The sequence below is a fragment of the Pseudomonas nitroreducens NBRC 12694 genome (assembly GCF_002091755.1).
Classification (GTDB): Bacteria; Pseudomonadota; Gammaproteobacteria; order Pseudomonadales; family Pseudomonadaceae; genus Pseudomonas; species Pseudomonas nitroreducens.
This window is the reverse complement of the sequence record NZ_BDAI01000001.1, coordinates 740,179-764,010: the sequence shown is the minus strand read 5'-3', so window position 1 is coordinate 764,010 and position 23,832 is coordinate 740,179. Positions and strand designations below refer to the sequence as shown.

The window sequence follows — 23,832 nt, the reverse complement described above, 5'->3', positions numbered from 1 at the left end:
CTGGTCACTGGCGCCGGAAGTCCGGTCCTTCCAGCAACAGGGGCATCGCGTCCGGCGGCGCCCCTGGCGTGTCGTTCAGCGGGCTCTTGCCCTTGAGATACCAGGCGAAGGCGATGATTTCGGCGATGGTGCGGTAGAGCGCCTCGGGAATCGCGTCGCCCAGCTCCAGGCGCGCCAGCAGGCGCACCAGTTCACCATTCTCGTAGATCGGCACCTCATGGTGGCGGGCGATGGCGAGGATGGTTTCCGCCAGTTCGTCGTCACCCTTGGCAGTGAGGGTCGGCGCGCTCTGCCCGTCATAGTTGAGCGCGATCACCTGGTGTGGGGCTTTCCTGGCCTTCTTCATGCGGTCTCATCCACCCAGCGCTGTTCCACGGCCGTCCGCGCCCCCTGGGGCGGCTTGCCCTGGCGGCAGCTCAGCTCGCCCACGGTCAGGCCGGCGTCGCTCAGGCGTTGGCGCAGGGTGCCCAGTTCGCCATCGATGAGGTTGGCGGTGGTGTCGCGCTCGGCCCACAGCTGGGTGCCGATGCTGCCGTGGGCCAGGGTGGCCTGGACCTGCAGCGGGCCGAGGCTGTCCAGGTCGAATGCCAGGTCGACGCGCCAGAGCATGTCGCGGGTCTGCTGCTCGCGCTCGCTGGCCGGGCTGTCCTTTTCTTCCTGCTGGATACGCACCTGGATCGGCACCATCTGATGTTGATGGCGCAGGGGGATTTCCAGCTGCCAGGTATTCACCACCGTACCGTCGGGGAGAACGTCGCTTTGCGCCAGGCTGCCCAACTGGTGTGTCTGCAGGCGCGAAACCGCGGCCGCGGCGAGCTTGAGCAGCGATTCGAGATCACCCTCCTGCTCCAGTTCACTGGCAAGCCGGCTGGGGAGCGGAAAGCTGATCGCTGACGGCGTGCGCCCGCTGGTCTGGCCGATGACACCCAGGGCGTTGCGCACGAAGGCCGGCATGGCCTGCGCCAGATTGCTGGCACCGGCCATGGCGTTGCCCGGCAGATTGTTCAGCACGGCCGCCGCCGTGCCGCCTTGCACGGCAGGCAGCAACTGGGCGATCAGCCGTAGCAGGTTGGCCTTGAGGTCCAGGGGAAGGCTTTCGACACCGCGCAGCATCTGCCCTTCGAGGAACGCGCCGCTCTGCTGGAAGGCCTGGGCCACGCCCTTGGCGTCACTGAGCTGGCGCACGTCCGGCAGCGCCCCCAGTAACTTATCCACTGACTGGCGCAGTTCTGGGCTGATGTCCGGGTTGCTGCCAGCGCCCTGCAGCGCCTTGAGCAGTCCGTCCAGCGGGCCCTGGCGGCTCTGCTGGGCGCTGAGTTGCAGGCTCAGGTTGAGCTGTTCCAGGCGGGCATTCATCGGCAGGAACTGCAAGGCCTGCTGGTCCTGCACACGGGCGCTGAGCAGGCTGTTGAGCGGTAGCGGGTTGGGCGATTCGATGCTCAGCTGGCGCCCGGCCAGCGGAGTGTTGAGCAGCGTCACCAGGACCTTGTAAACCACCTGTTCGGCCTTGCCGAGGGCGACCAACTGGCTGGCATCGACCTTGCCCTGGATCAGCGTGCCGACCGGCAATACGTCGAGGTCGAGGCTTCCCAGCGGTGTCTGGCTGGCGCCGCCCAGGCCCAGCGAGCCCAGGCTTGGTTGGGTCAGCAGGGTGGCGGCGAGGCTGGTCTGGTTCAGAGTCGACAGCTGAAGGGTGCTGCCCTTGGGCAGCGCTTGGGAGCTTTCCGCCACCACCAGCGCCTGCTGGCCGCTGGCCATGGTCAGGCGCAGCAGCAACTGGAAACTCACCTGCCCGTCACGTACCGCCAGCACTTCCGCATGGGCCTTTTCCCCCGGCGGCAGCAGATCGCCCAGGCTTTGCGCGAGCTTGAGCGTCAGCTCGGCGGCGTTCTGCGTGCTGCGCAGCGACGGCGTAGGCGGTAGCGGACGGGAAGCGCCAATTTCGCTTGGCATCGGGGACCTGTAGGCGGCGTGACGGGATTACGCCCAGTGTATCGGCGGCGATTGCAGGGACTTTAGACCGTCCGGCGGCCGCGGGGCAGGGCGCTTGAGGCTGGCAGGGTGCGCTGATTTGACGTTACACCCTGTCGAAAAACCTGACGTCGGGCTTAGGAACGGCTGTGTATAATGCGCCGCCCGAGGCTGCGCTTGGCGGTCCGGACGGTATGGCCGCTTTTTTGCACCACTGACTGTTTTCTGCCCGACGGTTGCCGATGCCCTTGAACCATCCCCTCCTCGAAACCGTGGCGCTCGCCTGCGAGCGGGACTGGCGCATGCTGTTCGAGCGTCTCGATTTGCGACTGGGCGCGGGCGAGATGCTACAGATCGTCGGCCCCAACGGCAGCGGCAAGACCAGCCTGCTACGCCTGCTCAGCGGGCTGATGCAGCCCACCGCCGGTGAGGTGCTGCTCAACGGCAAGCCGCTCGCCGAGCAACGCCACGAGCTGGCCCGGCTGCTGTTGTGGATCGGCCACGCCGCCGGCATCAAGGGCCTGCTCACCGCCGAAGAGAATCTCGCCTGGCTCTGTGCGCTGCACCAGCCGGCCAACCGCGATGCCATCTGGCAAGCGCTGGAGGCCGTCGGCCTGCGCGGTTTCGAGGACGTTCCCTGCCATACCCTGTCCGCCGGCCAGCAGCGCCGCGTGGCCCTGGCGCGTCTTTACCTCGACGCGCCGCCGCTGTGGATCCTCGACGAACCCTTCACGGCCCTGGACAAACAGGGCGTGGCGCAGCTCGAAGAACACCTCGCCGGCCATTGCGAGCGCGGTGGCCTGGTGGTGCTGACCACCCACCACACCCTGGAGCGTATGCCTTCAGGCTATCGCGCCCTCGACCTGGGTCAGCACGCACGGGAGGCGGCGCGATGAGCAACGTCTTCACCCTGCTGCTCGCCCGCGAAGCGCGCCTGCTGTTCCGCCGTCCGGCGGAGCTGGCTAATCCTTTGGTGTTCTTCGCCATCGTCATCGCGCTGTTCCCGCTGGCGGTCGGCCCCGAATCGGAAATGCTCAAGAACCTTTCGCCCGGCCTCGTCTGGGTCGCGGCATTGCTGGCGGTGCTGCTGTCGCTGGACGGCCTGTTCCGCAGCGATTTCGAGGATGGTTCCCTGGAGCAGTGGGTCCTTTCGCCGCACCCCCTGCCACTACTGGTCCTGGCCAAAGTGCTGGCACACTGGCTGGTTTCAGGGCTGGCCCTGGTGCTGTTGTCGCCGCTGTTCGCCCTGATGCTGGGCCTGCCGGCGCGCTGCCTGGCGGACCTGCTGCTGTCGCTGCTGCTGGGTACGCCGGTGCTGAGCCTGCTGGGCGCCGTTGGCGCTGCACTCACCGTCGGGCTCAAGCGTGGCGGCCTGCTGCTGGCCTTGCTGATTCTGCCGCTCTACATTCCGGTGCTGATCCTGGGCAGCGGAGCGCTTCAGGCGTCGCTGCAGGGGCTGCCCACCGCCGGGCACCTGTTGTGGCTGGCCAGCCTGACGGCGTTAGCATTGACGCTGACGCCCTTTGCCATCGCCGCCGGGCTGAAGATCAGCGTCGGCGAGTGAACGAACGATCGCCGGGCTGGGAAGCGGCACCGGCGGCAGACTAGAGCTTTGAAATACAGAGCCTGATGATGAACTGGACTTGGTTTCACAAACTTGGCTCGCCCAAGTGGTTCTACGAGATCAGCGGACGCTGGCTGCCGTGGTTCGCCGTCGCTGCAATCGTGCTGATGGCTGCCGGCACCGTCTGGGGCCTGGCCTTCGCACCGCCGGACTACCAGCAGGGCAACAGCTTCCGGATCATCTATATCCACGTACCGGCGGCGTTCCTCGCCCAGTCCTGCTACGTCATGCTCGCCGTGGCCGGCGCCATCGGCCTGATCTGGAAAATGAAGATCGCCGACGTCGCTGTGCAGTGCGCCGCGCCCATCGGTGCCTGGATGACCTTCGTCGCGCTGGTCACCGGGGCCATCTGGGGCAAGCCGACCTGGGGCGCCTGGTGGGTCTGGGACGCACGCCTGACCTCGATGCTGATCCTGCTGTTCCTGTATTTCGGCATCATCGCCCTGGGCCAGGCCATCACCAACCGCGACAGCGCCGCCAAGGCCTGCGCCGTGCTGGCGATCGTCGGCGTGGTGAACATCCCGATCATCAAGTACTCGGTGGACTGGTGGAACACCCTGCACCAGCCGGCCACCTTCACCCTGACCGAAAAGCCGCCAATGCCGCCGGAGATGTGGATTCCGCTGCTGATGATGGTCGCCGGTTTCTACTGCTTCTTCGCCGTGGTGCTGTTGATGCGCATGCGCCTGGAAGTGCTCAAGCGCGAAGCCCGCGCGAGCTGGGTGAAGGCCGAGGTGGAGCGCGTGCTATGAGTTTCGAGTCTTTCTCCGATTTCCTCGCCATGGGGCACCATGGCCCTTACGTGTGGTCCGCCTACGCCATCTGCGCGGTGGTCCTGGCGATCAACGTCGTCTCGCCCATCGTGGCGCGCCGGCGTTACCTGCAAGAAGAGGCGCGTCGTCTGCGCCGGGAGGCCAGCAAGTGAATCCGGTCCGCAAGAAGCGTCTGTACATCGTTCTCGCCATCGTTGCCGGTGTCGGTGTCGCCGTCAGCCTGGCGCTGTCGGCCCTGCAGGAAAATATCAACCTGTTCTACACCCCGACCCAGATCGCCAACGGCGAAGCGCCGCACGACACGCGTATCCGCGCCGGCGGCATGGTGGAGAAGGGCTCGCTCAAGCGTTCGGCGGATTCGCTGGACGTGGAGTTCGTGGTCACCGACTTCGCCAAGGAAGTCACGGTGAAGTACCGCGGCATCCTTCCTGATCTGTTCCGTGAAGGGCAGGGCATCGTCGCCCTCGGCAAGATCAACGAGGCCGGCGTGCTGACCGCCGATGAAGTGCTGGCCAAGCACGACGAGAAATACATGCCGCCGGAAGTCACCAAGGCACTCAAGGACAGCGGCAAGCTGGAGCACTACGAAGCCAGCCAGAACGGCAATGCCGCGCCGCAACAAGGGAGCAACTGACGATGGTCCCCGAACTCGGCCACCTCTCGCTGATCCTCGCGCTGTGCATGGCGCTGGTGATGTCGTTCTTCCCGCTGATCGGCGCCTGGCGCGGCGATCGCCAGTGGATGAGCCTGGCGCGCCCGGCAGCCTGGGGGCAGTTCGCCTTCCTGCTGTTCTCCTTCGGCTGCCTGACCTGGGCCTTCCTCCACGATGATTTCTCGGTGGCCTACGTCGCCAGCAACTCCAACAGCGCGCTGCCCTGGTACTACAAGTTCAGCGCCGTGTGGGGCGCCCACGAAGGCTCGCTGCTGCTCTGGGCGCTGATCCTCGGCGGCTGGACCTTCGCTGTCTCGGTGTTCTCCCGCCAGTTGCCGGAAGTGATGCTGGCCCGCGTGCTGGCCGTGATGGGCATGATCAGCACCGGTTTCCTGCTGTTCCTGATCATCACCTCCAACCCCTTCAGCCGCCTGCTGCCGCAGGTGCCGGCCGACGGCAACGACCTCAACCCGCTGCTGCAGGACCCGGGCCTGATCATCCACCCGCCGATGCTCTACATGGGCTACGTGGGCTTCTCGGTGGCCTTCGCCTTCGCTATTGCCGCGCTGCTCGGCGGTCGACTCGACGCCGCCTGGGCGCGCTGGTCGCGGCCCTGGACGCTGGTGGCCTGGACCTTCCTCGGCGTCGGTATCGTGCTGGGCTCCTGGTGGGCCTACTACGAACTGGGCTGGGGCGGCTGGTGGTTCTGGGACCCGGTGGAAAACGCCTCGTTCATGCCCTGGCTGGTGGGCACCGCGCTGATCCACTCGCTGGCGGTGACCGAGAAGCGCGGCGTGTTCAAGAGCTGGACCGTGCTGCTGGCCATCGCGGCCTTCTCGCTGAGCCTGCTGGGCACCTTCCTGGTCCGTTCCGGTGTACTGACCTCGGTACACGCCTTCGCCTCGGACCCCGAGCGTGGCGTGTTCATCCTGGCCTTCCTGCTGGTGGTGGTCGGTGGCTCGCTGACGCTGTTCGCCCTGCGCGCGCCGGTGGTCAAGAGCCAGGTCGGCTTCGCCCTGTGGTCCCGCGAGACCCTGCTGCTGCTGAACAACCTGATCCTGGTGGTCACCGCCTCGATGATCCTGCTGGGCACCCTCTACCCGCTGGTGCTCGACGCCATCAGCGGCGCCAAGCTGTCGGTCGGCCCGCCGTACTTCAACGCCCTGTTCGTGCCGCTGATCGCCATCCTCATGCTGGCCCTGGCGGTCGGTGTGCTGGTGCGCTGGAAGGACACTCCGACCCGCTGGCTGCGCAACATGCTCACCCCGGTGCTGATCGGCACCGTGGTGCTGGGTGGCCTCGGCAGCTTCCTGTATGGCGAGCTGCACTGGGAAGTGCTCGCCGTGTTCATGCTGGCGGCCTGGGTGGTGCTGGCCGGTGTGCGTGACTTCTTCGACAAGGTCCGCCACAAGGGCGTGATCGCCGGTGCCGCGGGCCTGAACCGCAGCTACTGGGGCATGCAGTTGGCGCACTTCGGTATCGCCATCTGCGCCATCGGCGTGGTGCTCACCAGCCAGTTCAGCGCCCAGCGCGACCTGCGCATGGCGCCGGGCGAGTCGGTCGAGCTGGCCGGCTACCAGTTCCGCTTCGAGGGCACCCATCACTTCGAAGGGCCGAACTTCACCTCCGACAAGGGCACCATCGTCGTGACCCGCAATGGTTCGGAAGTCGCCACGCTGCACCCGGAGAAGCGCCTGTACAGCGTGCAGAACTCGATGATGACCGAGGCCGGCATCCACGGCAGCCTGACCCGCGACCTCTATGTCGCCCTGGGTGAGCCGCTGGATAACGGCGCCTGGGCCGTGCGCGTGCACATCAAGCCCTTCGTGCGCTTCATCTGGCTCGGTGGCCTGCTGATGGCCCTGGGCGGCGTGCTGGCGGCGCTCGACCGTCGCTACCGGCTGAAAGTGAAAACGCGTGTACGCGAGGCCCTGGGCCTCGCCGGACAGGGAGCCTGAGTGTGAAGCGTGCGATCCTGCTGTTGCCCCTGGCGATCTTCCTGGTCGTCGCGGTATTCCTCTTCCGTGGCCTGTGGCTGGACCCCAGCGAGCTGCCCTCGGCGCTGATCGGCAAGCCGTTCCCGGCGTTCTCCCTGCCCAGCGTCACCGAGCCGGGCAAGACCTACACCGAGGCCGATATCAAGGGCAAACCGGCGCTGGTCAACGTCTGGGGCACCTGGTGCCCGACCTGCCGCTTCGAGCATCCGGTGCTGACCGACCTCGCCGCCAAGGGCGTGGTGATCTACGGCATCAACTACAAGGATGACGGCGCCGCCGCGCAGAAGTGGCTCAAGGAGCTGCACAACCCCTACCTGTTGAACATCGCCGACGCACAGGGCACCCTCGGCCTGGACCTGGGTGTCTACGGCGCGCCGGAGACCTACATCATCGACAAAGACGGCATCATCCGCCACAAGCTGGTTGGTGCCGTCGACGAGAAGGTCTGGCGCGAGCAGTTGGCGCCGATCTACCAGGGGCTGGTCGACGAGGCGCAAGGCAAATGAAGCGACTTCTTGCCGCCGCAGCGCTGGGCCTGGCTCTCACCGGTATCGCCCACGCGGCCATCGACACCTACGAGTTCGCCAACGACGCCGAGCGCGAACGTTTCCGCGACCTGACCACCGAGCTGCGTTGCCCCAAGTGCCAGAACCAGGACATCGCCGACTCCAACGCGCCGATCGCCGCCGACCTGCGCAAGCAGATCTACACCCAGATGGCGGCCGGCAAGAGCAATCAGCAGATCGTCGACTACATGGTCGACCGCTACGGCGAGTTCGTGCGCTACAAGCCCGAAGTCAGCGAGCGCACCTGGCTGCTCTGGTTCGGCCCCGCCGCGCTGCTGGGGCTGGGCGTGATCATCATCGGCGCCATCGTCGTGCGCCGCCGTCGCCCGGCCGCTGCCACTTCCACCACGCTGTCCGCCGAGGAGCAGGCGCGTCTCGACCAATTGCTGGATAACCAAGACAAATGATCGATTTCTGGCTCGCTGCCGGCCTGCTGTTGCTGGTAGCCCTGGCATTTCTCCTCGTCCCTCTGCTGCGTGGCCGCAAGGCCCAGGCCGAGGAAGACCGCACCGCCCTCAACGTCGCCCTGTACCAGGAACGTCTGGCAGAGCTGACCGCCCAGCGTGACGCCGGGACCCTCGACGACGCTCAGCTCGAAGCCGGCCGCGCCGAAGCGGCCCGCGAGCTGCTCTCCGATACCGACGGTGCCAGCGAGGACCGTCGCTCGCGCCTGGGCCGTGCGGCGCCGATGATCGTCGCGCTGGTCCTGCCATTCCTCGCCCTGGGCCTGTATCTGCACTGGGGCGCCAGCGACAAGGTCGCCCTGGCCCGCGAATTCGCCACCGCGCCGCATTCCATGGAAGAAATGACCACTCGCCTGGAGCGTGCGGTTCAGGCCCAGCCGGATTCCGCCGAAGGCTGGTACTTCCTCGGCCGCACCTACATGACCCAGAACCGAGCCGGCGACGCTGCCAAGGCTTTCGAGCAGGCCGCGCGCCTCTCCGGGCGCCAGCCGGAAGTGCTCGGCCAGTGGGCCCAGGCGCTGTATTTCGCCGGTGACAAGGCGCTGACCCAGCAGGTCCGCGAGCTGGCCGACGAAGCCCTGAAGAAGGACCCGCAGGAAGTCACCACCCTCGGTCTGCTCGGCATCGCCGCCTTCGAGGACGAGAAGTACGCCGACGCCATCGACTACTGGGGCCGCCTGGTTGCCGTGCTGCCGCAGGACGATCCGTCCCGCAGCGCCATTGCCGGTGGCATCGAGCGCGCCCGCCAGCGCATGGTCGAGAAGGGCGAGACCCCGCCGGAGGCTCCTGCCGCTGCGCAGACTGCCGGGGTGACCCTGAGAGTGAAGGTCGACCTGACCGCTGCCGTGAAGGGCCAGGTCAAGCCGGACGACAGCGTGTTCGTCTTCGCCCGCGCAGTGAGCGGCCCGCCGATGCCGCTGGCGGTGAAGCGCCTGAAGGTCTCCGACCTGCCCAGCGAGGTTTCCCTCAGTGATGCCGACGCGATGATGCCGCAGCTCAAGCTCTCGCAGCACCCGCAGGTGCAGCTCGTCGCGCGGATCTCCCGTGCCGGCAATGCCATCACCGGCGAATGGATCGGACGCAGCGAAGCGTTGTCTACTGCCAACGCGGGCGAGCAGAGCATCACCATCGACAGCCCGGATCAGAAGTAAGACGAACAAGAGAGGGTTGAGCGATGAAGGGCAGAGTGCTGGCGCTGGGCGCCATGCTGGTACTGGGTGGTTGCGTGGTGCAGCCGCAGCAACCTGAGCAGCCGCCACAACAGACGTCTCCGCCTGCGCATCCGACTACCCCGACACCGCCGCCCAAGCAGTCGTCTTCGCCGATCACCCCGCAGCCGAGCTCCGCACCGGCTGCCAAGCGCCCGACCCAGTTCGCCCCGCCGCCCGGTGGCAAGGGGCGCTGGGATGCCAGCCTGGGCGTCTACGTGATCCAGGGCCAGAAGGACCTCTACTACCGCCAGCGTACCTATTACCACTGGGACAACGGCTGGTACTGGGGCGTCGGCCCGCAAGGCCCATGGACCGAAACCGACAGCAGCGGCGTGCCGCCGGGGCTGACGCGCAAGTACGCGCAATAACGCGGACTTTTCGTAGGAGCGAGCGTGCTCGCGAACCGCTTGACGCCGGTGTCGCCGGGAGTCTCGTTCGCGAGCAAGCTCGCTCCTACAGGTTCCACCGAGGCGGCGCTCAATCGAACGTCCCCATCTCCGTCCCCAGCTCTATCACTTCCACCCGGTTGCGCCCACTGGCCTTGGCCTTGTACATCGCCTTGTCCGCTGCTGCGTAAAGTCCCTCGTAGGTGCCGGGAACGCCCGCTTCCAGGCAGGCAATGCCGAAGCTGGCGGTGAGGTAGAGCAGGCCGTCCTTCATCGGCAACGGGGTTTCCTCCAACAGGCGGCGCACCTTTTCGGCGATGGTGCGCGCCTGCGGCTGCGAGGTGTCGGGCAACAGCAGCAGGAACTCCTCGCCACCCAGGCGCGCCACGCTGTCGCCGGTGCGTGTGTAGTTGCGCAGGAGCGTGGCGGTGTGGCGGATGACTTCATCGCCCAGTGGATGGCCATAGCGGTCGTTGATGAACTTGAAATGATCCAGGTCCACCATGAGCAGGCTGATGGGCGCCGGCTGGCGCGCGGCGCGGGACAGTTCCATGCTCACCAACTGGTCGAACTGGCGGCGGTTGAACAACCCGGTCAGCGGGTCGTGGCCGGCGAGGTATTCCAGCTGGCGGTTCTTTTCCTCCAGTTCCAGCCGCTGTTGGCGGAGGAACTCGCGCTGGCGCAGGTTGCGCACATGGCCGTGCCAGAGGATCAGCGAAAGGATCACGCCGATGCCACAGATGGTCAGCCCGCCCATCTGATTGGACAGGCGCAGCTGCGGATCAGCCTGGGTCAGGCCGATCGTCAGTTCGAAGGCGGCGAAGGCGAGAATGTAGAGGGTGACCGCCAGTCGGGGGCGCATCAGCAGGATCAGGGCGGCGGCCACCGAGGCCATCAGGAAGGGCGTGATGCTGCTGGTGACCTGTTGGTCTGCGCCGGTTATGGCGACGCCGAAGCCCAGCAACAAGGCGCTGCCCAGGATGGTCAGCAGTTGCATGTACCACAGCGGCGCGCTGCGCCTGGGGGGTAAGGCGAGCCATGCCAGCAGTCCGAGCAGGGAGAAGAGCACCGCGACCGTGGCATGCACGCGGATGATGTCCATCCTCCAGCCGTCGTGCGCCGCGCTCGCCCCTTGCAGATTGAGCTTGAACACGATGATGTGGATCAGATCGAACAGCACGGCCAGCGGTGCCGACAGATACAGCCGCCTGAGGTTTTCCCGGGCGATCGGCAGCGCCAGCGCGTCGTTGACCGCGATGGCGTGGTGCAGTCGCTGGAGCAACGTCCTGGACACGGGCTCTGGCCTCCTGCGCAAAGTGCCGGGCAGTTGCAGAATAGTCAGCCGCTGCCACGCTGTCGTGGCGATCGAGCCTGACGTGACCTGGCCTCGCATTGAGGGAGTCACAGACCGCTATCGATAAATTTCCGACCCTGGCAACGAATTGGCCTGGAACATTGTCGGATAAGCCCTCTGCGGGCATAGTCCGCAACCCGGTTCGCTCAAGGATATGCGTCATGAATAGAGTGCAAAGACTGCCGACGGAGCAGGGCCTGGATGCTGAGCGCACGCTGCTGGACGCCACCTTTGCCGGCCAGCGTGACAGCGGCCTGCTGTTCTGGCGCCCACTGGAGCAGTCCCTGGTGATGCCGCGCCGGCTGAGCCGACTGGAAGGCTTTTCTGCCGCCGAGGCCGCGTGTGCCGGGCTGGGGTGGCCGATAGCCCTGCGCGACACCGGTGGCGAACCGGTACCGCAGTCCCCTGGCGTGCTCAATGTCGCACTGGTCTATGCGATCCCGCCGGGCGATAACGAGCAGACGCGTATCGAAACCGCCTACCTGCGCCTGTGCCAGCCGCTGTGCGACTGGTTGGCCGCCCTCGGCCTCGATCCGGGCCTGGGGGAAGTGGAGGGCGCCTTCTGCGATGGCCGCTACAACGTCAACCTGGGCGGTCGCAAGCTGGTGGGCACCGCCCAGCGCTGGCGTCGCCGGCCCAGCGACGGGCGTTATGTGGTCCTGGCCCACGGCGCGATCCTGATGGAAAACCAGCGCGAGCCGATGGTCGATGCGGTGAACGCCTTCTACGAGAATTGTGGGCTCGACGCCCGCGTGCGCGCCACCAGCCACGTGGCGTTGGATGAGTTGTACGAACAGCCCTGGGACCAGGTTGACGCCCTGGCCGGGCAGTTCCAGCGGCACTTGCTGGCCGAGGGTGTGGCGCTGGATGTGTGATACGAACGACGTGGGTGGATCTTCGCTTCGCCCCAACCCTTCCAAGGAGTCTTGATACATGGAACATGGGACGAATTACCTGCAATCCACGGTGGTCTTCCTGATCGCCGCGGTGTTCATGGTGCCGTTGGCCAAGCGCCTGCAACTCGGTGCTGTGCTGGGCTACCTGCTGGCCGGGGTGATCATCGGGCCATACCTGCTGGGCCTGATCGACAACCCGGAAAGCGTCGCCAGTCTTTCCGAGCTTGGCGTGGTGCTGCTGCTCTTCATCATCGGGCTGGAGCTGTCGCCCAAGCGCCTCTGGGTGATGCGCAAGCAGGTATTCGGCGTGGGCCTGGCGCAAGTGCTGCTGACCGCCCTGGCACTGGGCAGCCTCGCCGTGCTGGTGTTCGAGCTGCCGGTGAATACCGCCGTGGTGATCGGTGGCGGCCTGGCGCTGTCGTCCACCGCCTTCGGCCTGCAGATCCTCGCGGAGCGCAAGGAACTCAACAGTCCCTATGGACGCCTGGCGTTCGCCATCCTGTTGTTCCAGGACATCGCCGCGATCCCGCTGATCGCCATGATCCCGCTGCTGGGCGCCCGCGCCGACACCCTCGCGCCCGGTGGCGATGTCGCCCATGTGATCGAAGTGGTGGGCAGCATCGCCGTGGTGGTGATCGGCGGGCGCTTCCTGCTGCGCCCGGTGTTCCGCTCGGTGGCGCGTACCGGCCAGGCGGACCTGTCCACCGCCACTGCCTTGCTGGTGGTGGTCGGTACGGCGTGGTTGATGGAGGAGGCCGGCGTATCCATGGGGCTGGGCGCCTTCCTCGCCGGCCTGCTGCTGGCGGATTCCGAGTACCGCCATGAACTGGAAGCGCAGATCGAGCCCTTCAAGGGCCTGTTATTGGGGCTGTTCTTCATCAGCGTGGGCATGAGCGCTGACCTCGGCCTGCTCAAGAACGAGCCGTTCCGGGTCATTGGCCTGACCCTGCTGCTGGTGGCGATCAAGCTGCCGCTGCTGTTCGTCATCGGCCGTCTGGCCGGTGGCCTGGACAAGGTGTCGGCGCTGCGCCTGGGCGTGCTGCTCGGCGCCGGCGGCGAATTCGCCTTCGTGGTGTTCAAGCTGGCGGCGGCGCAGGGACTGATGGACGCCGACATGCATTCACTGCTGGTGCTGGGCATCACGCTGTCCATGGCGATGACGCCGCTGATGGTGCTGGCCCTTGCACGTAGCATCAAACCCAAGCCCGCGGTACTGCGCGAACCGCCGCCGGAATACCGCCAACTGCCGGACGACGCGCCGCGCGTGGTGATCGCCGGCATGGGCCGGATGGGCCAGGTGGTCGCCCGTATCATGCGCGCCCAGGGCGTGCCCTTCGTCGCGCTGGACACCTCGGTGGATACCATCGAACTGACCCGCAGCTATGGCAATATCCCGATCTTCTACGGCGACCCGCTGCGCCCGGAGATCCTCCGTGCCGCCCAGGTGGAGAAGGCCGAGTTCTTCGTCGTCGCCACCGACGATCCGCAGACCAACATCGAGACCGCGCGCCTGGTGCGCAAGCTCTACCCGCACATCAAGGTCATCGGCCGGGCGCGCAACCGCCAGCACGTCTATCACCTGCTGGACGCCGACGCGACGCCGGTGCGCGAAACCTTCCACTCGAGCCTGGAAATGAGCCGCCTGCTGCTCACCGGCCTGGGCTTGAACGAGGAGCAGGTCGGCGCGCGCATCCGCCGTTTCAAGCGCCACGACGAGGCGGTGCTGATGGCCCAGTACCGCGTCTACGACGACGAGAAAGCCGTAGTCCAGACTGCACGCGAGGCACGCAAGGAACTGGAAACCCTGTTCGAGGCTGACCACCTGGAAGACCAGGGTATCGGCCACCACTGACGGGCCATTCCGCGCATCGATAGTGCTGGGGTGGGCTGCCCGCCCCGGCGCATCCTCGGGTCTTCGCAATGGAGGCCCCATCGATGAGCGACTACCGCACCTTTACCCGGGAGGACCGCGACGGCGTAGCCGTGGTGAGCTTCCGTCATCCGCCGATCAACCTGATCGACCGCGCCATGGTCATCGACCTGCTGCATCTGGCCGATGAGCTCGAGCGCAACGCCGATATCCGTGTGGTGTTGTTCCGCAGCAGCAACCCGGACTTCTTCCTTGCCCACTACGATCTCGGCAGCCAGCTGGACGCGCCGCCGATGAAGCTGCCCGCCGGCATGGCCAGCCCGCTCAGCGCGCTGCTCAGCCGTTTCAGCCGGTTGCCGCAGGTGACCATTGGTGAACTGCGCGGCCGCGCGCGTGGCGCCGGCAGCGAATTCCTCCTGGCGCTGGATATGCGCTTCGCCTCCCGCGAACGCGCGCTGCTTGGCCAGCCGGAAGTGGCGGTCGGCCTGTTGCCTGGCGCGGGCGGTACGGTTCGCCTGGCACAGATGCTCGGGCGGGGCAGGGCGCTGGAAGTCTGCCTGGGTGGCGAGGACTTCGATGCGGACACGGCAGAGCGCTACGGCTGGATAAACCGGGCACTGGCGGATGCGGAATTGGAAGGATTCTGCGAGGCCCTGGCGCGACGGATCGCGGCCTTCCCGGCGGCAGGCATCGTCCATGTGAAGGCGGTGGTGGATCAGGTGACGGCGGCGGACCAGGCGGCGCTGGTGGATGAATCGCAGCGCTTCGTCGGTGACATGTCCGCACCCGCGACGGTGGAGCGGGTGCGCTGGATGATGGACAACGGTGGCCAGCGGGACGGGGAACTCGAACGCGAACTGGGGGCAGCGCTCGGGCGCTACCCGGCCTGAACCGCTGGCGAGGACGGCGTCACGCGGTCTTCGCCAGGATCGGCTCGTTCGCCACGGCGACCAGTATCGGCCGGGCCAATTGATGCTTGACCGCCGGACGCGGCTGGCGGCTGACCGAGGGGCGACGGTCGGGGATGACCACGGCCGAGCCCGGCGAGCGCAGGGTCAGCACGGCAATGACGCTGAGCAGCACCACGGCGGCGAGCACGATGCTGGCCAGGGCGACATACAGCAGCAGCTCCACCAGGGAGCCAACGAGCAGCAGGAAATCGAGAATGACTTGCATGGTGGTGTCCTCTTGACGATCCGTTGGGGGCGTCTCGCGAGTAGCTCGTTCGCCCCTGCGGCCCGACTGCGGGGCCGGCGAATCTCCTGCCAGCGAGTTGATGGGGCAAAGATGCCGCGCACGGACTATCAAGAGAACTGAATGCGCCGACTGGTGACTATCGACGTTATCGATAACGGCTGGAAGCCTCAGTTTAGAGAGGCGCCCAGGTTATTTTCGGGCGCCTGCGACCTTGGTCTCGTAGACGCTCAGAACTTCTCGCCCGGCTGCAGGAAGCGCCATTGGCCAACCGGCAGCTTGCCCATGGCCACGCCGCCCAGGCGCAGGCGGCGGATCGACAGGGCATGCAGACCGACGGCCCGGCACATGGCGCCGATCTGCCCAGGGCGGAACTGCTTGCCGGCGAAGCGCAGGCGGTTTTCGCTCTGCCAGCTGACCTTCAGCGACGGCAGCTCGCGGCCGTCGATGACCAGGCCACGGCACAGGCGCTTCAGGCCATTGTCGGCAATCTGCCCGCTGACCTCGACCACGTACTCGTGTTCGATGTTGTCCGCCTCGTCCACCAGCCGGCGCTGCACGCCGCGGCTCTGGGTGTAGACGAGCAGGCCGCTGGCGTCGGTCTCCAGCACCGTGGTGTTGAACTGGTGGCCGAAGTGCTTGCGCAGCAGGCGCTGCTGCAGGTTGTCCTCGGCCCAGCGCTTGTCCGGCGTCAGCAGTTGCTGGGCGGAGTTGGCGCCGTTGCCGCTGCCCAGGCCGACCGGCTTGTGCACCAGGATGGTCACCGGCGGAATCGGGTCGGCGGAGGCACCCGGCAGCAGTTCGATCCGCTGGGCGTCGACCTTGAATTGCGGTTCTTCCACGCGCTGGCCGTCCACCGTGACCCAGCCGCCCTCGATGTACAGCTCGGCTTCGCGGCGCGAACAGGGCAGCAGCTCGGCGAGGCGCTTGGACAGGCGGATGGCTTCGGACATTTCGGGTAACCAGGCAGGGGAAAGCGATCATTGTAACCGCAAGCCGGCGGAATGATCCGCGCGGCTTCCGGTCACAACTGCAGAGCAAGCAATGAGGAAGCGCGATGCGGATCACCCTGATCGACGGTCTGGGCTGGGACCTGGACGAACACGGCAGCGGCGGCCTGATCAACAAGCGTGGCGAGAAGGTGCACCTGCGCCAGGGCGACATGGACGGCGCGTGCGGACCGTACTGCCTGGTGATGGCGATGCTGGCGCGCAACCAGCTCGGCCGGCGCGCGGCCAAGGGCCTGGCGCCGGTGGATTCGCGCACCCGCTACGGGCGGCTGATGGAGGCGTTGAACGCGCACGAGACCCTGGTGCGCGTTGGCACCACCGGCGCGGATCTGCTGGAGCTGCTCAAGGTCATCAGCGACAAGGAATACCGCGTCGAACGCGGCAACGGTACGCGGATGGTCGAGCTGACCCGGCGGCACCTCGACGAGAACATCCCGGTGGTGCTGGGCTTCCACGGCCGCAAGGACAGCGATATCCGCCACTGGTGCCTGGCGGTGGGGATGAGCGACGACGCCTTCTTCCTTCTCGACCCGGCGCACGACCTGCAGCGCGGGCTGGCCTGGAACGCGGTGCTCACCACCCAGGCCAATGGCTCGCGCTTCGGTTATCGCTACCTCAACGCGAAAGGTACCTGGGCGGTGACGCTCAAGGAAATGGTGGCGCTGCTCTAGGCCTTTGCTGGTGTGGCAGGGTTCAGCGAGTGAAGCGGAACAGGTTGTAGCCACCCAGTTGCTCGGGCACCAGCAGCACGAAACCGTCGTGCGAGTTGCGCACCACGCCGACCACGTCGGTCTCGCGCGCCGCCGCCTGCTCCAGGCCGCTGTAGCCCACCTGCGGGTCGTCGTTCACCGAAGCGCCGCCGACGAATACCAGCCGCTTGTCGTCCAGGCGTTGCAGATAGCCGCTGATGCGCTGCGAACCGCTGGTCTTCTCCAGGTACAGGCCCTTGGGCGTTTGCCGCACCGAGCATTTGAAATTCGGGTAGCCGTACAGTGCTTCCGTTTCGATCTGCACCGAGCGGCATTTCCAGTTCCCGGTCAGGGCCGCGTCGGCCAGTGGTTCGGGATCTTCCAGCACGATGCGGTACAGATTCAGCGCTTCGTTGCGGGTGGTCTCGTCTTCACTCTGCTGGAGCTGGTCGAGCAGGCGCTTGACCTCGCCATCGAGGGTCGTCAGGCGCTGCTGGTCGGCAGCGTTGACCGCGGCGGGCCAGACGGTCGCGGTGTCGTCGGCGAAGGCCAACGGGGAGAGCAGCAGGCCGGCGGTGAGCAGGGCAGCGGTGAGGGAGCAGCGTTTCGACATCTTGTGCATTCCATTGCAGGGGGAAATCCCGCGGCGCGCGCCGCGGGCGAGAGGTTTCAGGGGGCGTCCCGAACTGTTGGCTCGATGGGCGGAGCGACGGGCGCCTCGCGCTCGTGGACCCAGGACATGAACAGCTCGTAGCCCAGCGCCAGTACCACCGGGCCGACGAACAGGCCGATGATGCCATTGCTGAGCATGCCGCCCAGGGCGCCGATCAGGATCACCGGCATCGGCACCTTGCCGCCGCGGCCGAACATCAGCGGCTTGAGGACGTTGTCGGAGAGGCCGCCGGCCATGGTCCAGATCGTGAACAGGATGGCGACCAGCAGCGAATCGTTGGTCATGAATACATAGATGATCGCCGGGATGGTGATCAGCACCACCGGCAACTGGGTGATGCCCAGCAACAGGACGCCCAGGGCCAGCAGGCCGGCGCCGGGGATGCCCATGACGACGAAGCCCAGGCCGAGGATCATGGTCTGGATGAAGGCCACGCCGACCACGCCCTGGGCTACCGCACGGATGGTGCCGGTGCACAGCTCGGCCAGCCCCGGTCCGCGCTCCGGGCCGGAGATACGGATGGCGATATCGCAGGAGGTTCGGCTGCCCAGTTCGCCGTAGGCCATGATCACCCCGGCAATGACGAACGCGGCGAGGAACTGCATCAGGCCCATGCCCGCACCCGCCGCCTGACCCGCCAGGGTCTTGGCGACGCCCTGCAGGTGCGGGGCCATCTGGTGCACCACGCCCATGAAGTCGGTGGCCACGCGTGTCCAGAAGGGATAGATGTACTGCCCAATCACCGGCCAGGTCTGCACCGAGTCGGGTGGCAGAGGTATCTGCAGGGTGCGGTTCTGGATCGCGTGCACCAGGTCGCGCACCGAATCGGCCATCGACATGCCGATCACCACCACCGGCACCAGCAGGATCACCAGGCCGAGGATCACGATCAGCGTCGCCGCGCTGTTGGGCCGTCCGCCCAGCCAGCCGCTGAGCAACTGATGCAACGGGTAGAGGGTGATGGCGAGGATCACCGACCAGAGCATGAGGTCGAGGAAGGGATGGAAGATGCGGAAGCAGAACAGGGCCAGCAACAGGATCAGGCCGGCGCGGATCAGCACATCGAGCAGGTTGCGCGACAGCAGCTTTTCCGGGGAGGGCAGCATGGGGTGCTCCTTGCAGCGGGCGCGACGTGGCCCAGTCCTTAACTATCGGCGGACTCTGCCCGAGTGCAAGGTATTCAGGCAATAAAGGAAGTTCGGTATTGCGGGGAGATCGTGAAAAGCGTGAAAAGCGCGGAGGTGAAGCGGGGGGAGGCGGGCAGCCTGCCGAGGTTCGGCAGGCTTGCCAGCGGGTATTACTTCTTGCCGAGGCTGATGTGGCGGCTCGGTGCGCCGTAGTTCTGACCGGTCACGCCCTTGGCGATCTGCTGGATCTCACCGCCGGAGTTCAGGAAGGCGGCGATCTGGGCTTCCAGGGCTTCGCTGGTCGCGGTAGCGGCGGGAGCCTTGGGGGCGGCTTTCTGGCGGGTGGAGGGCTTGGTAGTCATATCTGCCATACCTGTCTGCGCAAATTGGCCGCCCATTGTACATCAAACGAGCAGGTTTCGGGGCGGTCATGGAACGAACGGTCTCATTCGGCTGCCTGAATCGTCCTTCGCCCGCGGTGTGGCGGCAGTGCTACCCTCTGCGCACTCCGGCCTTTCAGAGCCCGCCATGTCCCTGCTGTCGTCCCGCCAGCGCAATGCCTTGCGCTTGGCTCGCTCGTTCCTCGCTCCCTACCGCTGGCGTGCCCTTGGCGCGTTGCTGGCGCTGCTGTTCACCGCCGCCATCACCCTGTCCCTGGGACAGGGCATCCGCCTGCTGGTGGACCAGGGCTTCATCACCCAGTCCGAACAGCTGCTCACCCGCGCCATCGGTATCTTCTTCGCCCTGGTGCTGTGCCTGGCGGTGGGTACCTTCGTGCGCTTCTACCTGGTGTCGTGGATTGGCGAGCGGTTCGTCGCGGACATCCGCCAGCGCGTGTTCGACCACCTGATCGAACTGCACCCCGGCTTCTACGAGAACAACCGCGCCTCGGAAATCCAGTCGCGGCTGACCGCCGACACGACGCTGCTGCAGTCGGTGATCGGCTCCTCGCTGTCGATGGCGCTGCGTAATGTTCTGATGCTGCTGGGCGGGGTGATCCTGATGTTCTTCACCAACGCCAAGTTGACCAGCATCGTGGTTGCTTCGCTGCCGCTGGTGATTGCGCCGATCCTGCTGTTCGGCCGCCGCGTGCGCAGCCTGTCGCGGCTCAGCCAGGATCGCGTGGCGGATGTCGGCAGCTACGTCGGCGAGTCCCTCGGCCAGATCAAGACGGTACAGGCCTACAACCACCAGGCGCAGGACCGCGCACGCTTCAGGCGCACGGTGGAAGACGCCTTCGACACCGCGCGCAAGCGCATCATGCAGCGCTCCTGGCTGGTCAGCGTGGTGATCCTGCTGGTACTTGGCGCAGTGGGCGTGATGCTCTGGGTCGGCGGCATGGACGTGATCGCCGGGCGCATCAGCCCCGGCGACCTCGCTGCCTTCGTGTTCTACAGCCTGATCGTCGGCATGGCCTTCGGCACGCTGAGCGAGGTGATTGGAGAGCTGCAGCGCGCCGCCGGTGCGGCCGAGCGTATCGCCGAGCTATTGCGGGCGCGCAGTGAAATCCACGCACCGGCCAGCGACTTGCTGCGTTTGCCCGAGCGCATCGTCGGCAGTATCGATCTGCAGGGCGTGCATTTCGCCTATCCGTCGCGCCCGGAGCAATGGGCCATCGATGGCATCGACCTGCACGTGGAGCCGGGCGAAACCCTGGCGCTGGTGGGGCCGTCGGGCGCGGGCAAGTCCACTCTGTTCGACCTGCTCTTGCGCTTCTACGACCCGCAGCAGGGGCGCATCCTGATCGACGGCCAGCCCATCGCCCAACTCGATCCGACGGACCTGCGCCGCAGCTTCGCGCTGGTTTCGCAGAACCCGGCGCTGTTCTTCGGCACGGTGGAGGAGAACATCCGCTACGGCCGCCCCGGCGCCAGCGATGCCGAAGTGGAGGCTGCCGCCCGTGCAGCCCACGCCCACGAATTTATCCTGCGTCTGCCCGAGGGTTATCAGACTCATCTGAGGGAGAGCGGCCAGGGGCTTTCCGGCGGGCAGCGCCAGCGCCTGGCGATTGCCCGCGCGTTGCTGGTGGACGCGCCTATCCTGTTGCTGGACGAAGCCACCAGCGCGCTGGATGCCGAGAGCGAACACCTGATCCAGCAGGCGTTGCCGGGGCTGATGCGTGACCGCACCACGCTGGTGATCGCCCACCGCCTGGCCACGGTGCTCAATGCCGACCGTATCGCGGTGATCGAGCACGGTCGCCTGGTGGCGCTGGGGCGGCACGCCGAGTTGGTTGTAAGCAGCCCCCTGTATGCGCGCCTTGCGGAACTCCAGTTCGGCCAGAAGGAACACAGCCTTTAGGAGCGAACTTGCTCGCGAACTGCTTAACTCCGGAGCTGCTGCACAGCCTGGTTCGCGAGCAAGGGCTGGGCGCCCCCCTCGGTCCTACATGAAGCCGGCGTTCGGCGGCTTGAGGCGCATCCTTGCGCCAATGCGCGTAGAATGCTCGCCCCGTTCACGAGGTAAGCGTCATGGCAGTCATAGGTCGGTTCAATTCGTTGCAGGTGGCCAAGCACACCGATTTCGGTCTCTACCTGGATGGCGAGAGCCACGGCGAGATCCTGCTGCCCAAGCGCTACGTGCCGAAGAACGAACCCACCGAGGTGGGCGACTGGCTGAACGTGTTCATCTACCTGGACAGCGAAGACCGACTGATCGCCACCACCCAGAAGCCCAAGGTGCAGGTCGGCGGTTTTGCCAGCCTCAAGGTGGTGGAGGTCAATCGCATCGGTCTGTTCCTCGACTGGGGGCTGCCCAAGGACCTGCTCCTGCCGCACTCGGAAGAGAAGCGTCCGCTGCAGGTTGGCGATTACTGCGTGGTCTACGTCTACCTCGACGAGCGCAGCCGCCGCATCACCGCCACCGCGCGCCTGGACCGCTACCTGGACAACACCCCGGCGAACTACAAGGCCGGCCAGGAAGTCGACCTGCTGGTCGTCGAGCGCACCGACCTGGGCTACAAGGCGATCATCGAAGGTAAGCACTGGGGGCTGATCCACAAGAACGAAGCGTTCAAGTTCCTGCGTGGCGGCCTGCGTGAGAAGGGCTACATCAAGGAAATGCGCGCCGACGGCAAGATCAGCCTGAGCCTGCAGCCGGCCGGCGCGGGGCTCTCGGATGCCCTGAGCGAGAAGATCCTCCAGGCTCTGCGCGATGCCGGCGGCAAGCTGGCGATCAGCGACAAGAGCCCGCCAGAGCTGATCGCGCAGCAGTTCGGCGTCAGCAAGGGCAACTTCAAGAAGGCCATCGGCGGCCTGTTCAAGCAGGGCCTGATCGTCATCCACGACGATCGCATCGAGCTGGCCTGACGGCTCAGCCGCGCCCGCGGACGATGGACTCGGCCACCGCGCAACGCGGCTCGGCCGGGGCCAGCGAGCCCATGCGCTGCAGGTCGACCGGCGTGCCCGGCTCGGCCTTCAGCTGGCGACGCAGGTCGTCGAACACCCGGTCATGCTCCTTGCGAAAGCGCAGTACCGGCCCGCTGCAGACCCGCAGGCCGTGCCGTCGCAAAATGCGCGTGGCGCTGCCGGCGAAGTTGAAGGCGAGATCGCCGGGGAGTTCGAAGCCGTCATTGAAGGGCTGGCCGTCGATTTCGCCATCCAGCTCGAATTTCACTGTCGCATCACGGCTGGCGGCATTTTCCACGACGTAGCTCATGCGAATACGGTACTGCTGCCGATCGAGGCCGGCGGTGGAGTGGATGGTGACCTGAGCGGGAACGGTCATTTTTTCTCCTGGTAACGCCAGCCCGCGACCGAAGCCGCGGGCGTTCGATATTGGGCTCAGAGGCTCAGCTGTCCGGAATAGAGACCGTAGCCGGCGCCCAGTGTTGCGGCCAGTAGGACGGCAAAGATCAGCCCTTCCGCCTTGCTGAACACGCGTTCGCCGCGCTCGCGCTTGGCCATGATGAACAGCACCACGCCCGGGGTGTAGAGCAGCGCCGAGAGCAGCAGGTGATCCATGCCGCCGGCATACACCAGCCACAGGCTGTAGATGAGGGCGATGGCGCCGATTACCAGGTCCTTGCGGCGCTCGCGCAGCAGACCTTCATAGCTTTCCCCGCGCAGGCACAGCAGTACGGCGTAGCCGGCGGAGAACAGGTAAGGCAGCAGCGCCATGGATGCGGCCAGGTACACCAGGCTGGTGTAGGTGCTGGCGGCGAACAGGGTGACGATCAGGAATACCTGCACCGTGGCGTTGCTCAGCCACAGCGCGTTGACCGGCACGTCCGCTTTGCTCTCCTGGGCGAGGAACCTGGGCATGGTGTGGTCCTGGGCAGCGGCGAACATGATTTCCGCGCTCAGCAGAATCCACGCCAGTAGCGCGCCGAACAGCGAGACGACCAGCCCGGCGATGATCAGCACGGCGCCCCAGTGACCGACCACGTGTTCCAGTACGTAGGCCATGGACGGGTTGGGCAAGCCGGCCAGTTGCGCCTGGTTCATCATGCCCATGGACAGCACGTTCGCCAGCACCAGCAGCGCCATCACCGAGACGAAGCCGATCACCGTGGCGGTGCCGACATCCGAGCGCTTCTTCGCGTGGCCTGAGTACAGGTTGGCGCCCTCGATGCCGATGAACACCCAGACGGTGATCAGCATCATGTTGCGTACCTGGCTCATCACGCTGTCGAAATCGACATGACCGTGGCCCCAGAAATCGGCAGTGAACAGGTCCATGTCGAACGCCACCAGGCCGATCAGGATGAACAGGACGATGGGTACGACCTTGGCGACCGTGGTGATCTGGTTGATGAAGGCCGCTTGCTTGATCCCGCGCAGGATCAGGAAGTGCAGGCTCCATAGCAGCAGGGATGAGCAGACGAAGGCAATGGCGGTATTGCCCTCGCCGAACACCGGGAAGAAGTAGCCCAGCGCGCTGAAGATCAGCACGAAGTAGCTGACATTGCCGAGCATGGAACTGAGCCAGTAGCCCCATGCCGAATTGAAGCCGATGTAGTCGCCAAAGCCGGCCTTGGCGTAGGCGTAGACGCCGGCATCGAGTTCCGGCTTGCGGTTGGACAGGCTCTGGAAGACGAAGGCGAGCATCAGCATGCCGATACCGCTGATGGCCCAGCCGATGAGAACAGCGCCGGGGCTGGCGCTTTTCGCGACGTTCTGCGGCAGCGAGAAGATGCCGCCACCGATCATGGAGCCGACCACCAGGGCGGTGAGTGCAGCCAGGCCGAGTTTCTGGTTGGGCGATGTGGGCATTTCCCAGCCTCCTGAATGTGAATGGATTCGCATATTTTCGAATCCGCTCGGAGGCACTCGGCTGATGTATATCAATAGCAGGCTAACGGTTTCTGAACCGACCCTGAACGAGTTCTGTTGCGGTTCAACAGCGCGCAGGGCTAAGGCCGCGGGTCACCAGAG

The 23,832-nt window shown here is 66.1% G+C and carries 26 protein-coding genes; 16 read left to right on the top strand and 10 right to left on the bottom strand.

What is annotated here, in order from left to right; translation table 11 throughout:
* Positions 1-4: 4 nt before the first annotated feature.
* Together PNI01S_RS03580 and fliK are read right to left on the bottom strand one after the other, a co-directional pair.
* The gene (locus PNI01S_RS03580) at positions 5-346 is read right to left on the bottom strand and encodes an EscU/YscU/HrcU family type III secretion system export apparatus switch protein (protein ID WP_065086077.1); all 342 of its coding nucleotides are present in this window, start codon (positions 344-346) and stop codon (positions 5-7) included.
* Complete coding sequence (gene fliK, locus PNI01S_RS03575; RefSeq protein WP_084357435.1) at positions 343-1,953, bottom strand: flagellar hook-length control protein FliK; 1,611 nt, start codon at positions 1,951-1,953, stop codon at positions 343-345. The genes PNI01S_RS03580 and fliK overlap by 4 nt, the downstream gene beginning before the upstream one ends.
* Before the next feature lie 260 nt (positions 1,954-2,213).
* Between fliK and ccmA the strand changes: the two genes are divergently transcribed.
* The 10 genes from ccmA to PNI01S_RS03525 all read left to right on the top strand — a co-directional run bounded on the left by ccmA (position 2,214) and on the right by PNI01S_RS03525 (position 9,626).
* Complete coding sequence (gene ccmA / locus PNI01S_RS03570; RefSeq protein ID WP_065086075.1) at positions 2,214-2,867, top strand: cytochrome c biogenesis heme-transporting ATPase CcmA; 654 nt, start codon at positions 2,214-2,216, stop codon at positions 2,865-2,867.
* A complete protein-coding gene (ccmB, locus tag PNI01S_RS03565; protein ID WP_037007440.1) occupies positions 2,864-3,535 on the top strand; it encodes a heme exporter protein CcmB in 672 nt (223 codons plus the stop codon). Before ccmA ends, ccmB begins: the two co-directional genes overlap by 4 nt.
* Positions 3,536-3,600: 65 nt before the next feature.
* The gene (locus tag PNI01S_RS03560) at positions 3,601-4,347 is read left to right on the top strand and encodes a heme ABC transporter permease (RefSeq protein WP_089285719.1); all 747 of its coding nucleotides are present in this window, start codon (positions 3,601-3,603) and stop codon (positions 4,345-4,347) included.
* Entirely contained in the window at positions 4,344-4,520 is a 177-nt protein-coding gene (ccmD, locus tag PNI01S_RS03555; protein WP_024765945.1) for a heme exporter protein CcmD, read from the top strand. Before PNI01S_RS03560 ends, ccmD begins: the two co-directional genes overlap by 4 nt.
* Positions 4,517-5,002 carry a cytochrome c maturation protein CcmE gene (gene ccmE, locus PNI01S_RS03550; protein WP_024765946.1) on the top strand — a complete coding sequence of 162 codons (486 nt, stop codon included), beginning with the start codon at positions 4,517-4,519 and terminating at the stop codon, positions 5,000-5,002. Before ccmD ends, ccmE begins: the two co-directional genes overlap by 4 nt.
* Positions 5,003-5,004: 2 nt before the next feature.
* The gene (locus tag PNI01S_RS03545; RefSeq protein ID WP_065086074.1) at positions 5,005-6,978 is read left to right on the top strand and encodes a heme lyase CcmF/NrfE family subunit; all 1,974 of its coding nucleotides are present in this window, start codon (positions 5,005-5,007) and stop codon (positions 6,976-6,978) included.
* Positions 6,979-6,980: 2 nt separating this feature from the next.
* Complete coding sequence (dsbE, locus tag PNI01S_RS03540; protein WP_037013469.1) at positions 6,981-7,523, top strand: thiol:disulfide interchange protein DsbE; 543 nt, start codon at positions 6,981-6,983, stop codon at positions 7,521-7,523.
* Complete coding sequence (locus PNI01S_RS03535; protein ID WP_054907303.1) at positions 7,520-7,990, top strand: cytochrome c-type biogenesis protein; 471 nt, start codon at positions 7,520-7,522, stop codon at positions 7,988-7,990. The genes dsbE and PNI01S_RS03535 overlap by 4 nt, the downstream gene beginning before the upstream one ends.
* Positions 7,987-9,198 (top strand): c-type cytochrome biogenesis protein CcmI, encoded by a 1,212-nt coding sequence (gene ccmI, locus PNI01S_RS03530; RefSeq protein ID WP_084357434.1) that lies wholly within the window; start codon positions 7,987-7,989, stop codon positions 9,196-9,198. Before PNI01S_RS03535 ends, ccmI begins: the two co-directional genes overlap by 4 nt.
* Positions 9,199-9,221: 23 nt before the next feature.
* Positions 9,222-9,626, top strand: coding sequence for a hypothetical protein (locus PNI01S_RS03525; protein WP_037013473.1), 405 nt, complete (start codon positions 9,222-9,224; stop codon positions 9,624-9,626).
* A gap of 109 nt (positions 9,627-9,735) precedes the next feature.
* Here PNI01S_RS03525 and PNI01S_RS03520 read toward each other — a convergent pair whose 3' ends face one another.
* Positions 9,736-10,938 (bottom strand): GGDEF domain-containing protein, encoded by a 1,203-nt coding sequence (locus PNI01S_RS03520; protein WP_065086070.1) that lies wholly within the window; start codon positions 10,936-10,938, stop codon positions 9,736-9,738.
* Between the two features lie 221 nt (positions 10,939-11,159).
* Here PNI01S_RS03520 and PNI01S_RS03515 point away from each other — a divergent pair, with 221 nt between their 5' ends.
* The 3 genes from PNI01S_RS03515 to PNI01S_RS03505 all read left to right on the top strand — a co-directional run bounded on the left by PNI01S_RS03515 (position 11,160) and on the right by PNI01S_RS03505 (position 14,654).
* Positions 11,160-11,873: a lipoate--protein ligase family protein gene (locus PNI01S_RS03515; RefSeq protein ID WP_037013476.1), complete on the top strand. Its 714-nt coding sequence runs from the start codon at positions 11,160-11,162 to the stop codon at positions 11,871-11,873.
* A 58-nt stretch (positions 11,874-11,931) separates the two neighbouring features.
* Positions 11,932-13,746, top strand: a complete 1,815-nt coding sequence (locus PNI01S_RS03510) for a monovalent cation:proton antiporter-2 (CPA2) family protein (RefSeq protein WP_037007441.1) — start codon at positions 11,932-11,934, stop codon at positions 13,744-13,746.
* 83 nt (positions 13,747-13,829) lie between these two features.
* The gene (locus tag PNI01S_RS03505) at positions 13,830-14,654 is read left to right on the top strand and encodes an enoyl-CoA hydratase/isomerase family protein (protein ID WP_024765951.1); all 825 of its coding nucleotides are present in this window, start codon (positions 13,830-13,832) and stop codon (positions 14,652-14,654) included.
* A 19-nt stretch (positions 14,655-14,673) separates the two neighbouring features.
* On the opposite strand, the gene PNI01S_RS03500 is transcribed toward PNI01S_RS03505, so the two are convergent.
* Both PNI01S_RS03500 and PNI01S_RS03495 read right to left on the bottom strand, forming a co-directional pair.
* Positions 14,674-14,940 (bottom strand): hypothetical protein, encoded by a 267-nt coding sequence (locus PNI01S_RS03500; protein ID WP_024765952.1) that lies wholly within the window; start codon positions 14,938-14,940, stop codon positions 14,674-14,676.
* 248 nt (positions 14,941-15,188) lie between these two features.
* The gene (locus tag PNI01S_RS03495; RefSeq protein ID WP_024765953.1) at positions 15,189-15,911 is read right to left on the bottom strand and encodes an RNA pseudouridine synthase; all 723 of its coding nucleotides are present in this window, start codon (positions 15,909-15,911) and stop codon (positions 15,189-15,191) included.
* 104 nt (positions 15,912-16,015) lie between these two features.
* Between PNI01S_RS03495 and PNI01S_RS03490 the strand changes: the two genes are divergently transcribed.
* Entirely contained in the window at positions 16,016-16,639 is a 624-nt protein-coding gene (locus PNI01S_RS03490; protein ID WP_024765954.1) for a hypothetical protein, read from the top strand.
* A 22-nt stretch (positions 16,640-16,661) separates the two neighbouring features.
* Here the strand turns inward: PNI01S_RS03490 and PNI01S_RS03485 are convergent, their stop codons facing one another.
* The 3 genes from PNI01S_RS03485 to PNI01S_RS03475 all read right to left on the bottom strand — a co-directional run bounded on the left by PNI01S_RS03485 (position 16,662) and on the right by PNI01S_RS03475 (position 18,828).
* Complete coding sequence (locus tag PNI01S_RS03485; RefSeq protein WP_065086067.1) at positions 16,662-17,270, bottom strand: DUF4893 domain-containing protein; 609 nt, start codon at positions 17,268-17,270, stop codon at positions 16,662-16,664.
* 56 nt (positions 17,271-17,326) lie between these two features.
* On the bottom strand, positions 17,327-18,436 hold the full coding sequence (locus PNI01S_RS03480) for an AI-2E family transporter (protein WP_024765956.1): 1,110 nt from the start codon (positions 18,434-18,436) through the stop codon (positions 17,327-17,329).
* A 191-nt stretch (positions 18,437-18,627) separates the two neighbouring features.
* A complete protein-coding gene (locus PNI01S_RS03475; protein WP_024765957.1) occupies positions 18,628-18,828 on the bottom strand; it encodes a PFL_1563 family small protein in 201 nt (66 codons plus the stop codon).
* Positions 18,829-18,985: 157 nt separating this feature from the next.
* Here PNI01S_RS03475 and PNI01S_RS03470 point away from each other — a divergent pair, with 157 nt between their 5' ends.
* Both PNI01S_RS03470 and PNI01S_RS03465 read left to right on the top strand, forming a co-directional pair.
* On the top strand, positions 18,986-20,758 hold the full coding sequence (locus PNI01S_RS03470; protein WP_084357433.1) for an ABC transporter transmembrane domain-containing protein: 1,773 nt from the start codon (positions 18,986-18,988) through the stop codon (positions 20,756-20,758).
* A 170-nt stretch (positions 20,759-20,928) separates the two neighbouring features.
* Complete coding sequence (locus PNI01S_RS03465) at positions 20,929-21,765, top strand: CvfB family protein (protein WP_024765959.1); 837 nt, start codon at positions 20,929-20,931, stop codon at positions 21,763-21,765.
* A 4-nt stretch (positions 21,766-21,769) separates the two neighbouring features.
* Here PNI01S_RS03465 and PNI01S_RS03460 read toward each other — a convergent pair whose 3' ends face one another.
* The gene (locus PNI01S_RS03460; RefSeq protein WP_054907314.1) at positions 21,770-22,183 is read right to left on the bottom strand and encodes a DUF5064 family protein; all 414 of its coding nucleotides are present in this window, start codon (positions 22,181-22,183) and stop codon (positions 21,770-21,772) included.
* 56 nt (positions 22,184-22,239) lie between these two features.
* Positions 22,240-23,670, bottom strand: a complete 1,431-nt coding sequence (arcD, locus tag PNI01S_RS03455; protein ID WP_084357432.1) for an arginine-ornithine antiporter — start codon at positions 23,668-23,670, stop codon at positions 22,240-22,242.
* Positions 23,671-23,832 lie beyond the last annotated feature (162 nt).